13 protein-coding genes are annotated in these 15,578 nt (G+C 50.3%); 4 read left to right on the top strand and 9 right to left on the bottom strand.

The window, feature by feature from the left end:
• Positions 1–120: 120 nt before the first annotated feature.
• A complete protein-coding gene (locus FAY32_RS04365; RefSeq protein ID WP_143462242.1) occupies positions 121–1,014 on the bottom strand; it encodes a helix-turn-helix domain-containing protein in 894 nt (297 codons plus the stop codon).
• A gap of 371 nt (positions 1,015–1,385) precedes the next feature.
• Between FAY32_RS04365 and FAY32_RS04370 the strand changes: the two genes are divergently transcribed.
• Positions 1,386–3,005 carry an ATP-binding cassette domain-containing protein gene (locus tag FAY32_RS04370; RefSeq protein WP_143462243.1) on the top strand — a complete coding sequence of 540 codons (1,620 nt, stop codon included), beginning with the start codon at positions 1,386–1,388 and terminating at the stop codon, positions 3,003–3,005.
• A gap of 286 nt (positions 3,006–3,291) precedes the next feature.
• Here FAY32_RS04370 and FAY32_RS04375 read toward each other — a convergent pair whose 3' ends face one another.
• Positions 3,292–4,455: an MFS transporter gene (locus FAY32_RS04375; protein ID WP_158727532.1), complete on the bottom strand. Its 1,164-nt coding sequence runs from the start codon at positions 4,453–4,455 to the stop codon at positions 3,292–3,294.
• Between the two features lie 291 nt (positions 4,456–4,746).
• Between FAY32_RS04375 and FAY32_RS04380 the strand changes: the two genes are divergently transcribed.
• On the top strand, positions 4,747–5,226 hold the full coding sequence (locus FAY32_RS04380; protein WP_143462245.1) for a hypothetical protein: 480 nt from the start codon (positions 4,747–4,749) through the stop codon (positions 5,224–5,226).
• A gap of 182 nt (positions 5,227–5,408) precedes the next feature.
• On the opposite strand, the gene sufB is transcribed toward FAY32_RS04380, so the two are convergent.
• From sufB to sufC, 5 genes are read right to left on the bottom strand one after another with little or no spacing between them, the layout of a single operon-like run.
• The gene (gene sufB, locus FAY32_RS04385; protein ID WP_143462246.1) at positions 5,409–6,815 is read right to left on the bottom strand and encodes a Fe-S cluster assembly protein SufB; all 1,407 of its coding nucleotides are present in this window, start codon (positions 6,813–6,815) and stop codon (positions 5,409–5,411) included.
• Positions 6,815–7,282: a Fe-S cluster assembly sulfur transfer protein SufU gene (gene sufU, locus FAY32_RS04390; protein ID WP_143462247.1), complete on the bottom strand. Its 468-nt coding sequence runs from the start codon at positions 7,280–7,282 to the stop codon at positions 6,815–6,817. Before sufU ends, sufB begins: the two co-directional genes overlap by 1 nt.
• Positions 7,260–8,507 carry an aminotransferase class V-fold PLP-dependent enzyme gene (locus FAY32_RS04395; RefSeq protein WP_143462248.1) on the bottom strand — a complete coding sequence of 416 codons (1,248 nt, stop codon included), beginning with the start codon at positions 8,505–8,507 and terminating at the stop codon, positions 7,260–7,262. The genes sufU and FAY32_RS04395 overlap by 23 nt, the downstream gene beginning before the upstream one ends.
• Entirely contained in the window at positions 8,488–9,792 is a 1,305-nt protein-coding gene (sufD, locus tag FAY32_RS04400; RefSeq protein ID WP_143462249.1) for a Fe-S cluster assembly protein SufD, read from the bottom strand. The genes FAY32_RS04395 and sufD overlap by 20 nt, the downstream gene beginning before the upstream one ends.
• Positions 9,793–9,806: 14 nt before the next feature.
• Positions 9,807–10,601 carry a Fe-S cluster assembly ATPase SufC gene (sufC, locus tag FAY32_RS04405; RefSeq protein ID WP_143462250.1) on the bottom strand — a complete coding sequence of 265 codons (795 nt, stop codon included), beginning with the start codon at positions 10,599–10,601 and terminating at the stop codon, positions 9,807–9,809.
• A 689-nt stretch (positions 10,602–11,290) separates the two neighbouring features.
• On the opposite strand from sufC, the gene FAY32_RS04410 reads away from it, so the two are divergent.
• Positions 11,291–12,460: a GGDEF domain-containing protein gene (locus FAY32_RS04410; protein ID WP_143462251.1), complete on the top strand. Its 1,170-nt coding sequence runs from the start codon at positions 11,291–11,293 to the stop codon at positions 12,458–12,460.
• A gap of 338 nt (positions 12,461–12,798) precedes the next feature.
• On the opposite strand, the gene FAY32_RS04415 is transcribed toward FAY32_RS04410, so the two are convergent.
• Positions 12,799–13,380 (bottom strand): VIT1/CCC1 transporter family protein, encoded by a 582-nt coding sequence (locus FAY32_RS04415; RefSeq protein ID WP_191988141.1) that lies wholly within the window; start codon positions 13,378–13,380, stop codon positions 12,799–12,801.
• 378 nt (positions 13,381–13,758) lie between these two features.
• Here FAY32_RS04415 and FAY32_RS04420 point away from each other — a divergent pair, with 378 nt between their 5' ends.
• Complete coding sequence (locus FAY32_RS04420) at positions 13,759–14,262, top strand: DUF2798 domain-containing protein (RefSeq protein WP_143462252.1); 504 nt, start codon at positions 13,759–13,761, stop codon at positions 14,260–14,262.
• 158 nt (positions 14,263–14,420) lie between these two features.
• Here the strand turns inward: FAY32_RS04420 and FAY32_RS04425 are convergent, their stop codons facing one another.
• Positions 14,421–15,431 carry a CAP domain-containing protein gene (locus tag FAY32_RS04425; protein ID WP_143462253.1) on the bottom strand — a complete coding sequence of 337 codons (1,011 nt, stop codon included), beginning with the start codon at positions 15,429–15,431 and terminating at the stop codon, positions 14,421–14,423.
• Positions 15,432–15,578: the final 147 nt, after the last annotated feature.

The following is a 15,578-nucleotide window of genomic DNA, read 5'->3' on the forward strand; positions in this document are numbered from 1 at the left end:
TTAGTAAAATTCTAAATACCCATCAAATTATTAAAAGAACTAATAAGAGAACCATCAAAGTAGACGTTAACCCTACCTTGATGGTTCTCTTATTTTCAATAACTTTGGGGGACTTTAATACTATTCAGCATCATTTCCCATTTTCTGCTCATACCGACTACGCAACGCCCCCAACTTAACTTCGACCACTTCATTGTGATTGATGCGGGCAAAGGCTAGTGTCTCGTTCATCAAACGCTGGATGGTCGCATCATCTTGGTGTTGCTTAACGGCGTTTTCAGCCGCCAAAAATTTCAGTCGCGGCAAGTAGTACGTCACGTGCTTGTTCGAACACAGCAAGACGCCAGCGTTGACGAGGTCATTGCTGGTCGTGAAGTCTCCGGCCAAGGCGTAAAACTCCGCCGTGTAAAAGACCACCGTTAGCAGGCGCAGGTAATCGTTGCCGGTCTCCTCGTGCGTCGTGACCAGTGCCCGTTGCACATACCGGTACGTCTTGGTGAAGTAAAACTTAGCCTTCGCCAGTTGATCGCGCCGTTGGTACAGGACGCCAGACCCCACGTAGGCGAGTTGGGTAAAAATAGTTTCGTGCTTCTCATCATACCCATTCAAGATACGAGAAAAGTCAAAGAGAATATCATCCGGTTCCTTGTTGATCAGCGAGTTCAGCATCCCCCGCAGATAGTAGAACTGCATTTTCAAGGGAACCGCGTCAATTTTAGTTTCATCGATTGCATTAAGAGACGCTAACACGGTGCGGTAATCCGCCATCATGAGTTGGTCTTCGACCTTATCCAACTGTTCCCGCATTTTCGTAACCGAGGTGGCCTGCTCTTCGTTGAGGTCATCGACCGTCAATCCAAGCCGGGCACAGAGCTGTTCCAAAATCGCTAGCGATGGCACCCGTCCCTGTCGTTCAAATTTACTCAGCGTTGCCTGTGTACAGATACCAGCCGATAATTTCACTTGTGACAGCCGCAACGCCTTCCGCTGGGCCACAAACTTTTTGATGTCCATGCTGATCAATCCTATTCTTCGGTCATGATTACCCAAACCCGTTATGCAGACCGACTCATTTTAATCTTACTCAGAGCGTTTTTCACGACGCTCCTGTTCAACGCAACTTGCCTTTCTTTTAGTATATCACTGCACTTAGTCTGACAATAGTTAACGACTTAGTCCAACTTCAACTGATGATTAAAACTAGATTGCATTTCTAATCGTATTATTATACGATAACTATATTCTAGAAGGAAGTGATGCCCATGACTCACCTACCCCGGACGCACCGGCCATTGCCGGCAGTCCACCGCTTTCTTTGATTCCACTATGGGGCAAGATATTGTGCAACGTAACTAAGTTGTTTCCTCTCAAAGGAGAGATATCTGATGTGGAATCTTGTTATACGGCCCCAGAAGCGGCTATTTCTTATCTTCTTAATTGTCACCTTTCTCCATGCGTTCATTACCATCGCTTACGCCAAAGTCATCGAATTCCTGACTCAGGTGATTACCGGTAAAGTGCAACTTGCTTTCGGTTACCTCGTTATTTTTTGTCTGGTCTTTGCCAGTCTCACCGCCCTAATCAACGTCATCGGCGGTTACTTCAAAGGCCGCGTCATCAACGGTGCCATGCAACAGTTACGTCAACACGTCTTCAATCACTTTCTAACGACTACTGCCTTGAAAGACGCCACAGTTGGTGCCAAGGTCTCCTACCTCACTGCTAAAGCCGATGTCATTGAGCAAACCTACATCGGCAGTTTTGTCACGGGGCTGTCTCTGTTTTGTCAACTCCTACTTGCACTGGGCTTCGCATTCGCCATCAACGGCCCATTAACCCTGATGGTCCTAGTGCTTGAAATTCCAGCCGTGCTATTACCATTTCTGTCTCAAAATCGTCTGAAACGGGCTAAAGCACCGGTCTTACGACAATTAGAAGCTTACACGGCTACCGTGACCAACTGGCTATCCGGCTTGACGGTCATTAGGAATTTTGGTCGTGAACCCCGCTTTAAGCAGCGCCATGCCAATCAGACTTGCGCCCTGACCACCGCGCAAAATCAGGATGTCTTGGTTCGCAAAATCATCAGTGGCTGGTCTCAATTTTTCAGCGACCTCGTCTACTTGGGGACTTGGTTGATTGGTGGCCTCTTTGTTCGCCAATACGGACTCTCTTTTGCGGCATTTATTGGTTTCACCCAGCTTTCAAGCGCCATCTCCTTTCCTTTAGAAATGGCCAGCGATGTATTTACCGATTACTTTGGTGGCCGTCGAGCCTACCTGGAATTTGGCCCTTTACTGACTGCCAAGACTGGCCGTCAGCCTCGCCGCATTATGCCATTTTCCACGACAGCCAGTCACTTCATTACCTACGACCATGCAACTATCGCGGACCAGCAGCATCCCTTGCTAAAAGACGTGACGCTCAGCATTGATCGTTGTGAGAAAATCATTGTGATTGGCGAAAGCGGTGCTGGCAAGTCGACCTTGGTCAACACCTTATTTGGCACTCACCACCTAACTGCCGGAACTATTACCATTAATGGTCAGTCACTGTCAACGCTAACTACGGGTGACGTGTCCCAGCTCATTAGTTTTCAAGAACAGGCGACCTTCATTTTTGATGGCACCGTTGCGGACAACCTCACGTTATTCCAGTCAGGGTACACGCCGCAACAACTCCTAACTGCCCTGAAAACGGCCGGCATAACCGCAACACCCGACTTTCTAAAGACTAACGTATCCACCACTGGCAGTCGGCTTTCCGGCGGTGAACGCCAACGTATCGGCCTCGCCCGCAACTTGCTGGCCGCCAAACCGTTCATGATTTTTGATGAACTCTCTAGTGGTCTGGATAAGGCTACCGCCACTATGCTGGAACAGAAGCTCTTTAGCCTAAATGTTGGCTTCATTTACATTACACACAATTATGATACCAACCTGCTACATCAAGCGGACCGTGTGCTGTGCGTCAAGAATCAGCAGGTAGTTCCTTACATCATTTAATTTCAATTGAACGTGACTTAGCTTAAAAACCTATCCAACGTCGCCCTTATCGACGATATTGAATAGGTTTCTTTTTACGCTATTTCTGCTTTTCGAATACTAATGGCCTAGAAAAGTTTCACGTGGAACATGCTTCCCTTTCTCACCAGGAAACCAACACTCTAATTTAATTTGATTGCTAAATAAAGAGAGCTACCAACCTGACGCGTATCTTCTACACATCGAAACCGCCTCAGTTCCTATAAGAATTGCGAACTGAACGCCGGAATTATCGCCAATCTCTCTATCAGCTTGCCGCCGCTTCCGCAAAGTCCACGCGCACAATCAACAACGTTGCCAGCAGCGTAATCACTGCCCCAACAACGTAGACCACCGCAATGCTCACCACGCTGGATAGCAAGCCGCCCAACATCATTCCGAGTGGCAGCGACACATTTGACCCAGCCAACATGGCGCCGTTCACTCTGCCCAACACGTGGCCCGGCGTCCGCGTTTGAATCAGCGTAAAGACCGACACGTTCAGGAAACCACCGGCCATCCCAATCACCGTCATCATCGCCAACGTCATGAGCAGGTTCTGCACCAACGCCATTAAGAGGACTGCCGTTGCCATCGTGGTCAGTGACGCCAACAGCTTGCGTTTCAACGACCACTTGACCAAATTGACCAGCACGTTTCCCAGGATAATGCCTACCATCAATGTGACCTGCGTCACGCTATACATAAAGGAACTCGCGTGGAGCGTGCCCCTGACCCACGCGACGTCCAAGCCCATAATGGGTCCCAATGTTAAATTGACGATCATCGCGAGCAGAATAATACTACGCAGCACCTGGTGATGAGCCACGTAGACAATGCCGTCATACCACTTGCCCAGGGTCGTCGCGTCATTTTCCACCACGATCTGCTCGTGCAACACATGGTTGACGATGGTCAGACAGACCAGTGACACCAAAAATGTGGCGCCATTGATCAGCGCAAATGTCGTAATCGGCAGCAACGTTACCAGAATGCCGCCCAGTAGCATGCCGATAATCTGCGTCACCATCTGTAGCCCCTGGTTCAACCCGTTTGCCTGACCCAAATGGTCCTCATCAATAATCTGGGGAATCAGGGCGTCTTCGGCCGGATCGAAAAAGGTCCCCAAAATTTTAGACAGAAAGGAAATGCCAACAATGGTAAAGACCGTGACGTCATTGCCAAAGTAGATGGCGGCGGCGACAAACATCAAGACGGCCTGCGCAACGTCCACAATCTGCATGATTCGCGTCTTCAGGTACTTGTCTGCCAAAAATCCGGTGACCAAATTCAGTAAAACCAGGACATTAAAGAGCCCCGATACCAACCCAATCACAACGGAATTACTTGTCACCTTGTACAAGTAAATCATGATGGCGATATCAAAAAAGTTATTTCCTAAGCGCGAGGTCGCTTCACCCGCTAATAACACGTAAAAGATTCTTGGAATTTGAATCAGCTCCCCACTGTCTATGGCTGTCTTGGTTATCCCTAGAAATAGCTAAACGATTGCTCGTAATAATCCCCATTATAGTTAAGGGCGCGTAAAAGCTATCAATTTCAAATCAAGTTTGCCCCTTTAGCCCAATTTACAAACAAACGGCCTTCACCAAGATGATTCGGACCGCTCCCAGTATGCTACACTTAAACACAACTCTTGAAAGCCCCTCCCCGCTCAATGAGATAGTTAACCCTAAAAAGTAGTCTGACAGGAGAATGCTGCATGCAACTAACGACCATCAAACGACTCACGCTAAGTGCCCTTGTTCTTAATCTCTTATCCATTGCCGGACTGACCAAGTGGCAAATTGGGAAGTTCCATTTAACCGCAACGGCCGCCATCTGTGCTGGTCTATGTGTCGGCTGGTGCGTGATTTCACTCGGAATTGTCATGTTTCGCGATTGGAAAGCACCGCATGACCGCAACGACCACGTTAAAATTGACATTGACAGCGAGGCCAGTTTTTCTTACAAAAAGTTGTCAGCGTGGGAAAAATTTGGCGTCGCCATCATTTTCATCGTGGACTTCTTTATCAATGCCGTGTGGGTCGACACCTTCATCATCTTTTTCTTTCTTTTCTGGATGATAACTTTTCGCATCGGCCATCAACACGTTACCGGTAAAAATGGCTATCACGTTGTCGGCACAATGCTATGGCCATTTCTAGCCGTCCTGTGGCTCGTCTTCGCCACAAATATTTAGGTAAAAACGCATTCTATAATTACCAGATATGCCGCTACTAAGCCCCCCACGCAAGTCATATCCGCCGAACAGTAAGGCGGCAGTTTGCGCATCCTTACTAATTTTAGAAATCACAAAAAACCGCCACCAGTCAAGAACAACGCGTTCTCGACCCGTGACGGCCCTATTCGTTCAGCTTTAAATTAACCGATCGACCCTTCCATTTCAAAACTGATCAGTCGGTTCAACTCGACCGCATATTCCATCGGCAGTTGTTTGGTGAATGGTTCAACGAAGCCCATGATGATCATTTCGGTGGCCTTTTCTTCGGAAATGCCCCGGCTCATCAGGTAGTACAGTTGTTCCTCTGAAATTTTGGAGACCCGCGCTTCGTGTTCCATCGACACGTTGGAATTAGAAATTTCATTGTAAGGAATCGTGTCGGATGAGGACTGGTCATCCATGATGATCGTGTCACATTCCACGTGCGCCTTGGACCCATCGGAGTGACGGCCAAAGCGGACAGTCCCGCGGTAGTCGGTCGCGCCACCCGTCTTAGCGATGGACTTGGACACGATGGAACTCGACGTGTTCTTGGCGTTATGGATCATCCGCGCACCGGAATCTTGGTGAATCCCATTGCTGGCCACGGCGATCGACAGCATGGTCCCGCGGGCACCCTCACCATTCAAGTAAACGCTGGGATACTTCATGGTGACCTTAGACCCCAAGTTGCCATCGACCCATTCCATAGTAGCGTTCTCTTCGGCGGCAGCCCGCTTGGTTTCCAGACTGTAAACGTTGTTCGACCAGTTTTGAATGGTGGTGTAGCGACAGTAAGCATCCTTGGCCACGTTCACTTCAACCACGGCCGCGTGTAAACTATCCGACGAGTAGTTCGGGGCGGTACAGCCTTCGACGTAATCGACCTTGGCGCCCTCATCGACAATGATCAGTGTCCGTTCAAATTGACCGGAGTTTTCGGCGTTTAACCGGAAGTAGGATTGGATCGGCGTCTTGGTTTGAACGCCTTTAGGCACGTAGATAAAGGAGCCCCCGGACCAAACAGCGGCATTCAACGCGGCAAACTTATTGTCGGTCGGCTTGACCAATTTGCCAAACCACTTCTTGAAGAGTTCGGGATATTCCCGTAACGCGGTGTCGGTATCGGTAAAGATGATGCCTAACTTGGCGAAGTCATCGCGCATGTTGTGGTAGACTACTTCAGATTCATACTGTGCTGAGGACCCGGCCAAGTATTTCCGTTCGGCCTCGGGAACCCCCAACCGATCGAAGGTCTTCTTCAAATCGTCCGGTACATCTTTCCAGTCACGATACTTCTTGTCCGTCATCTTTTGATAGTACAACATGTCCTTCAAGTCCAGATCAGACAGGTCGGGGCCGAAGTCGGGCATGGGCATCCGTTTGTAGGCAGCGTAGGCTTTCAGCCGGTAGTCCAGCATCCATTGTGGTTCATTCTTGGCGGCCGAAATCTCGCGGACCGTTTCTTCCGTTAATCCCCGTCCAGTCGAGTAGGCGGGTTTGATATCATCGTGAAATCCGAATTCATAGTCGCGGTCATTGGCGACCACGTCAGGTACTTCTGCCATTACGATTCCTCCTCGCTAGTGTCGTCAGTTTCTTCGAGTAAGGCGCGCTGCAAGGCCCACCAGGACAAGGTGGCACACTTGATTCGTGCTGGAAACTGCATGATATTCGATAAAATGGCCGCGTCCTGCAGCTCGTCCAAGTCGGCTTGCGGATGTTCCTTGCCAATCGCCATGTCGGAGAAGGTTTTCGCCATCTTCAAGGCCTCTTCCTTGGACTTGCCCATCACGGCATCGCTCATCATGCTGGCGGACGACTGACTAATGGTGCAGCCGTCGCCAGTAAAGCCGATGTCGGCGATCTTGTCGTCCGGCGTTAACTTAATTTCTAAGTTAATCACGTCACCACAGGTCGGATTCTTCAGCGTAATCGTGTTGGTACTCTCAGCCAGCGCGTGCTTGTGGTGCGGATGATCCGCGTGATCCAAAATAACTTCGCGGTACAGACTATTTAGCTTTGACAGTCCCATGATTAAAGAACTCCTTCGTTTCCTGCAGCGCCGTGAGTAATTTATCAGCGTCTGCTTGTGTATTGTACAGATAGAGGCTAGCCCGGGCAGTTGCGACCAGACCTAGGTATTCCATCAATGGTTGGGCACAGTGGTGACCCGCCCGCACGGCAACGCCCTCCATATCCAGCGCCGTTGCGACGTCGTGGGGGTGTAGGTTATCCAGATTAAAGGCGATAACGCCGGTATGCTTGGCGGGATCTTGCGGCCCGTAGACCGTCACCCCTGGCATGGCTTCCATCTTGGGTAAGAGGTAGTTGACCAGGTCTTGTTCGTGCGCTTGAATCCGGTCCATGCCGATGTTGTTTAAGTAATCAACGGCGGCGCCCAACCCAATGGCGCCCGCAATGTTTTGCGTACCGGCTTCAAACTTCCACGGTAATTCTGCCCAGGTACTGTTGTCGCGGTGGACAAAACCAATCATTTCACCGCCGTACTGGTAAGGTGGCATGGCCTGCAAGAGGTCTTCCTTGCCATACAAGACACCGATCCCCGTGGGACCCATCATCTTGTGGCCGGAAAAGGCGTAGAAATCGACATCCAAGTCCGTCACGTCGACTGGCATGTGGGGAACGGCTTGCGCCCCATCGCCAACAAAGATGGCACCGTGGTCATGAGCCAATTTTACCAACGCTTTGACCGGGGTCACGGTCCCCATGACGTTGCTGGCGTGGGCCACTGCGACAATCTTGGTCTTGTCGGTAATCTTAGCTGCGGCGTCGGCCATATCGAGTTCGCCGTCAGCGGTCAGACCGATATATTTTAACGTGGCGTGCTTCTTGATCGCCAACTGCTGCCAAGGAATCAGGTTGCTGTGATGCTCCATGATGGAGATGACGATTTCATCGCCGGCCTTAACGTTGGCCTCACCATAGGTACTGGCGACTAAGTTCAAGCCGTCCGTGGCCCCCTTAGTAAAGATGACCTCGGTCGGCTTTTCAGCGTGGATAAAGTGTTGAAGCTTGTGCCGGGCATCCTCGTAAGCCGCCGTGGCCCGTTCCGCTAAGGTGTGGACCCCGCGGTGAACGTTGGCGTTGTCGTGCTGGTAAAAGTGAACCAGCGCCTCGACCACTTGATTGGGTTTCTGCGCCGTGGCGGCATTGTCCAAGTAGACCAGCCGTTCGTCGTTAACTTCTTGATTTAAAATGGGAAAATCGGTCTGTGTGTCACTCAATTTCTGCGCCATTTTCAAGCTTCCTTTCGATCGTATCCGTCAGGTTCTGCCGCACGTCCTTCGCCGGAATGGCTTGTAAGACGGCACTCAGGAAGCCCCGAATCACTAACCGTTTGGCTTGGGCCTTCGTGATTCCCCGGCTCATCAGGTAATACATCTGCTTAGCATCGACCTGACCCACACTCGCAGCGTGGCCGGCCAACACATCGTTTTCATCGATTAAGAGAATCGGATTGGCATCCCCGTGGGCCTTACTGGACATCATCAGCACCCGGTTTTCCTGCTCGGCATTCGCACCGGCAGCCCCGTGAATGATGTGGCCGATCCCGTTAAAAATCAACTTGGACTTCTCCATGATCACACCCCGTTGGAGGATGTTTCCAGTCGACTTCTTCCCGCGGTTCGTGACCCGGGTATTGACGCCGACCCGTTGCCGGCCACCCGTTAACGTGATGACCTTGGCGTCGGACTTAGAATTTTCACCGATCAGTTCGGAGTCGAAATCACCAAACGTGTCGCCGTCATTCATCAGGCCGATCGCCCAATCAACGGTCGCGTCACGACTGATGTTGGCCCGCCGATTGAGGTAGGTCGTGGTGTTGGGTCCCAACTCGTCAAAGGAGGAAAAGTGGACTTCACTGTTTGACCGCGCGAGAACTTCCACCATGCAGCTGGCCAAGTTCGCACAGTCACCCTGCGTCGTCAAATGTTGCATGACGGCGAAGTGACTGTCCGCCTCGGCAACGATCAACACGTGGGAAATCAAAGGATGCTTTTCTTGCGTGCTGTCCTGAACCAAATGGAGCTCGATGGGTTGGTCAATGACCACGCCCTTCGGCACGTAGAGGAAGATACCAGAATTAAGGAAAGCGGCGTGAAAACTGGTCAACCGGTCCTCATTTGTTTTAATAATCTCAGTCATAAAATGAGGTTGCGTCAGGTCGGGGTGCTCGCGAAAGGCGGTGAAAATATCGGTTAAAATGACGCCCTGATCCGCAAGTTCAGCGGGTAAGTTGACCGTCACCGTGGTCTGCCCAACCTGAACGATTTGAATGTGATCAGCGGCAACGGGAACGTTCGCGGCCAGATCACCATTGGATTGACTAAAGGTCAGTGGTTCCGCTGGTGTTAAGGGCCAGCGGTGAATGTCAAACCGGTTGACCTCAGGCAAAGCTGCGTCAGCCAAATTGTCAACGGCGGCTAAGCGCTGGTCAACGACCCATTTCGGCTCGCCGTGGTCGTTCGCAGCGGCCGCGAGTTCTGATTTAAGTGCGGTGTAATCTTGAACTGCTTCCATGTGTGCGACCCTCCTTAGTTCTCGTCGACTAATTCAACGTCCAGCCCGAGCTCGTCACGCAGGCCAGCGTAACCTTCTTTTTCCAACGTCTTGGCGAGGTCGGCTTTGCCAGTCTTGACGATCCGACCGCCCATCATCACGTGAACCACGTCGGGAACGATGTAGTTCAGTAAGCGTTGATAGTGGGTGATAATCAGGGAACCGAAGTTGTCGCCCCGCATGGAGTTGACCCCTTTGGAGACGACCTTCAAGGCATCGATATCCAAACCGGAGTCGATTTCATCCAGCAGCGCAAACGTTGGTTTGATCATCAAGAGTTGGAGGATTTCATTCCGTTTCTTTTCCCCACCAGAGAATCCTTCGTTCAGGTAACGTTCCGTCATGGATTCGCTCATGTCGAGGAGTTCCAGGTTCTTGTCGAGTTCCTTGAGGAAGGCCATGACGGAGATTTGGTCGTCATCTGCGCGGCGTGAATTCATGGCTGCCCGCAGAAATTCAGCGTTGGTGACCCCTTGGATTTCGGCCGGGTATTGCATGCCGAGGAACAGGCCTTTGCGAGCGCGTTCGTCGACTGGCATCTTGAGAATACTTTCACCGTTCAACAGGATATCCCCCTGCGTCACGTGGTAGGCGGGTTGGCCCATGATGGTCTGTGATAGCGTGGACTTCCCGGTCCCGTTAGGCCCCATGATAGCGTGGATCTCGCCAGTCTTCATGGTCAGGTTGACCCCTTTGAGGATTTCCTGCGTCTTATTTTGCTCGTCATCCTTAACCTCAACGTGTAAGTCTTTCACTTCAAGTGTTGCCATCGAAATCATCCTCCAAAATTTGAGTTTTAAGTTAGTTCGTTGTGGAGCGGCCGTGTTTCGAACTGCTGAGACAGGCGGCCTACTTTTGATCAATTATTCCCAATCGGCTTTCTAGTACCTTCAACCAAGTAGCGGCACAGCCAGTATTTTCACCGATTGGTCGTCCCCATCTCTGTGGTTGCGGCCGAATTATGCCAATCGTATATGATGCTTACCGATTTTAAACCCGGCAGACTACCTAGGACTCTATTATACCCGTCATTTCTCGTGCATAATTTCATTATAAGCACTGATTATGCCAAATAAAATTAGGCAAATCCCCCATATATTTAAAAGCCCTTTCATGGCGGTAAGTTGCCGCACCCCGGCTGCCAGAAATTTCGCCTGTTGTGGGGACACTTCAGACCTGAAAGAACACCAGTCGTCTAAATACACCGTGTAAGCCGAGAGGTCGGCAGATATGCAGACACGGCATTTGCTCTGTTCCAGCCCATATCTGCCGGCTGGACGACCGGACCACCGCATTCCAGGCCACAATTGATACCCAGTATGGCAGCAGTTTTCTCAATATGAAGCACCCAATTTTAAACAAGTGGATAGTCACAGTTGATTTTCTATTAATCCACAAAACCATTACCCCTATTTAATGGTATGCTTAAAATGTAATTTACAGTAAGTAGGTGAAGTCAATGTCCTTATTTGACAGCTTCTTTTACGACGTTTTTAATATTAAATCAGTGATTATGGCGTTGATTACAATCGGGTTAATTGCCCTGATGATGGTCATGACGTATCTGGTCGCCCAGCAAACGGCCCGGCTGTCCCCTGCCCGTGCCTTCTGGTTGGAGGTGGTGGAGGCCGGTGTGGTCGTTGGGGGCGTCCTCTTGCTACGCCAAACTTTCCTGGCGTTGAATGCTGGTAGCGTCATCAATTGGGGCTACGCGATTGCGCAACTCATCATCCTGCTATACAGTCTCTATGCCATGCAGACGTTTGCCGTGACCCTCGTGAACCTCATCATGCCGCTCTTCTTTTACGGGCAAGCCTTGTACCTAGGCGCCAGTCCGAACCGCTGGTGGCTATTTCTGCTTATGCTACTGGTGCTATGTGGTGTCGTTGGCTACATTAGCCGTCATCAGGACTTAGTCTTACAATCCGAATGGCGTTTCTTACTCTTACAACTGCTCTACGGGTCGGCTTGGTGTTTTATCATTTGGTCCGTGCGGCCTTTTCAATTGCTTTACACCATCAACGTCTTGGTGCTGTTCACCCTGTACATGTGGATCATCCGGTTTTTCGTGACCCGAATCAACCGCAGCATTCGGCACTTTGCCAGTCTGAATCAAGCAGTAAACTATGATGAACTGACGGGGGTGCGGAACCGCGCCAACTTTGATACCACAACGGTGGGCGTGTTTGGGGTTTATCAGCAGCACCCCACGATGCCCATCACCATGGTCATGTTTGATATCGACCATTTTAAACACTTTAATGACCACTACGGCCACTTAGCTGGTGACGTGGTCTTAAAACACGTGGCGCAACTCTTTAATCAGGAACTGGCGCAGCGCGGCGACTTATTCCGGTATGGCGGTGAGGAGTTCGTGATCATCTTTAAAAACACTGCCCCCGCCGATGCCCAGCAGATTGTCGTTGCCATTCGGGATACCTTACAACACCGTCCCGTAAACTTCGGCAGAGAAAAATTAGACGTAACGGTCTCGATTGGCCTTTCTGCGCTCCGTTCTACTGATCACGACTTTGCCAGCTGGTTCAAACGCGTTGATCACTACCTCTACTTGTCAAAGGAAGCGGGGCGTGATCGCATCACGGTTGAAGGCGAAACCCAAAAACTATAGCGAAACACGACCAAAAAACGTGTGGGCCGAAGGTTAGTCAATCTGGATTAGCCTTGGCCCACGTGTCGTCCATTGGGGGTCGCCGCCAAAAAGCGAAATTTTAATGGCGACCTGATAGGATGGTCATTAAGGATAACCTGACGATTCGGACAGCGAACACCGTTAGAAAAATTGTCACCAGGTAACCTGACCAACCCCCAAAACGGCCAGACTGATTGCTTTAATCATGTTGACCGTTTTGTTAATATGACAATTGTATTCGCGGCATGCAGCTGGATTAGTTGAAAAAGGCGAGCTCTCTATTTTTAGAGAAACTCGCTTTTTTAATTACTGCTACATCACCCAATCATCATGTGAAGTAAGGCACCAATCCCGTACGTGACGAAAATGGTAAGCACCCCGATGACCACGTTGCGCACGATGGTCCGTTTAGTCGAGTTGGTCGTCTTGTAGGTGCTGATGATGGCATTCAGACTCAACGCAATCACCATCGCAATGGCCGTGTTGACGAAACGCCAGCTCGGAGCGGACAGCATGATGGCCAACAATGGAATCAGTGAGCCAATGATAAACGCCGTGAAGGACATGGCCGCCGCATGAAACGGCACCAACAAATCTTTCTGCGACAGGTCAACGTCGACCTGCGCATTTTCGTGCGCCATCGTGTACTCCTGAACGTCGTGTTGGGCGCTGACAGAGATCCACTCGCCACCCGCCATGGAGCAGGCGCCGGCTAACATGCCAGAGATGCCACTGACCAGTAAGGTCGTGCTGCTGAGCTCGGCACCGGTCGCCCCCAGAACGATACCCGAAACGGAAATGATGCCGTCATTGGCGCCGAGAATTCCCGCGCGTAGAACGTTTAATTTGTCCCAAAAATAGATACTCTTGGTTTTAGCTGGTGTTATTGGTGTGTTCACAATGCTTCCTCCTCGAGGAAAATATGTATTTATTTTCACTTGAACCACCTGTATTATAAACTGATTTTATATACATATGCAATATTTTTTGTGAATATTAGTTCAATTTAGGAATATTTAGGCATTGGACCAGTGACCATCACTGGCAGTTGGTCATCGGCCCGAATTGCCAGCACCATGGCCCGAAAACTCACGCTGACGGCCCGATTCGACGTAACGCCACATTGAACCCGTCTCTCTCAGGCGACCGCCACGATTAATTTCCTTGAAAAACACGCGCTGAAAATAAAAACGGTTACCTTCAAAATAATCCTTACGCCATGAAAAAATATGTGGTACGCTAACAACTCGTGGGAAATTCAAACGAGGAGCAACACAATGCCTAAAAATTTTAAAGAAGAACTACTTTTCACTGCCGTTATGGCGGGCCTGATGGTCCTGGTCATGGCTGGCTACAACATCGCCCTAGCCGATGGCTTCAGTCACCACTTCATTCGTGAGGTCTTGACGGGATACCCACTGGCCTTGCTGGTCGCCGCAATCTGCGACTTGGGGATCATCGGTCCCGGCGTTAAATACATCTTTTTCCACTTTATTATCAACGACTACATGAAAAAGAAGCAGATCCGCATTGCCCTGACCATCTCAGTGATGATGGTTGCCGGCATGGTCACCCTGATGTCCCTATTCGGCATGGTGGTCACCCAAAACTTCGGCGTCAATGCCCTGCTGACCTACCTACACACCTGGATTTTCAACCTCTTCATGGCGCTGCCGCTACAATTATTGATTGTCGGCCCCATTGCCCGGAAGATTCTGGGCGCTGTCCAAAAACACAATGCGCCAGCTGAGAACGCTGAAGCCGAAACAATCGAAGATTAACCAACTAAACGTCGCCGCTACCAATCAGTAGTGGGGACGTTTTTCTTTTTCCGCTGGTCCCACGCCAACGGAAAAACGACCACACCTTCTTTGATCGGGTGTGGCCGTTTTTTTGAATCATCTGCAACTGCAATAGTGTTTTGACTAATCACGTTTAACTACTTACGCAAGTTGAATAATTTCGTCTGGTAATGAACATCCGCATGGTTGCCTAACCCACTGATTTTAACCGTGTAAGCGTGGTTGACCTTCACCTTGCTTGGCGCTGGCTGGTAGGAAATACTGGTTTTGAACCAGCCGTAGCCGGTCTCACTGTTGTAGTTGGTCACGTGGGTCACTTTGACCTGCTTATGCGTCGTGTTGTCCGTCACCTTAACATTGGGCTTAGTCGCTTCTTCACCGGTGCCAACGCTGTACGAAAGCGACCACGTGCCATCTTCAACGGCATTGATTGGGAAAACCCCAGCTTTAGGATAGGCGACTTCTTTGGCTAATCCTGCTTGGGGATCAAAGGCCCGACATTTGGCCCCACCCTCAAATACCTTGAGATCATTATAGCTGCCGGCTTGCCCGACACCAATTTCAATCGTATTGCCCAACAACCATTCACGGTGACCGGGGATATAATCAGCTGCTCCCGAATCCACCAGGTAATTCAACACGTTGTCGTAGGGCTTCACCACACCCTCGCCAAGATTACTATAGCCCGTAGCATCTACACCGCGATTCCAAGCCGTCTTCGACACGTAACTAGGCCGCTTGATTCCGGCCAACTCATGTGCCAGTCCCTTATTTGCGGCAGCCAACGTGGCAGCGCCATACTGCGCATCCTCGTTCCACTGCGGATTGGCTTCAATCGCATTCAAGCCATACATTTGCCGGTAAAAGTTGACGGATTTGACCGTGGCGTTGATGTACTTTTGGCTCAACTTGCCCGGGTTAAAGGACTTCTTCAACGATGGTTTTTGCACGTACATCCCCTTGGTGCTGTTGGAGATTCCCTTTACCTGTTGCCGATAGCCTTTGATGGTGGCGCGTTCTTGGGCGGTAAAGGCCTTCTTTTCGGTCGGTTCCTTAACCTTGGTTTTTGCCGCAGCCGGTTGGACACTTAATGCGCCGCCAAAGGTGAGGGCTAAGAGGCCGAGCATCAGAGTGGTTGTTTTTTTCATGAATTTGACTCCCCTTCTATGTATGTTCATTTCAATCATACACAAGTGCCCCGACACAATATGACATTGCGTGGCTACCTGCCAAAATTTTTCAAAAAAATCCGCAAGTCAGTGGCCCCTACAACTGCCACTGACTTGCGGATTTTA

The organism is Levilactobacillus enshiensis, from assembly GCF_007115095.1.
Lineage (GTDB): Bacteria > Bacillota > Bacilli > Lactobacillales > Lactobacillaceae > Levilactobacillus > Levilactobacillus enshiensis.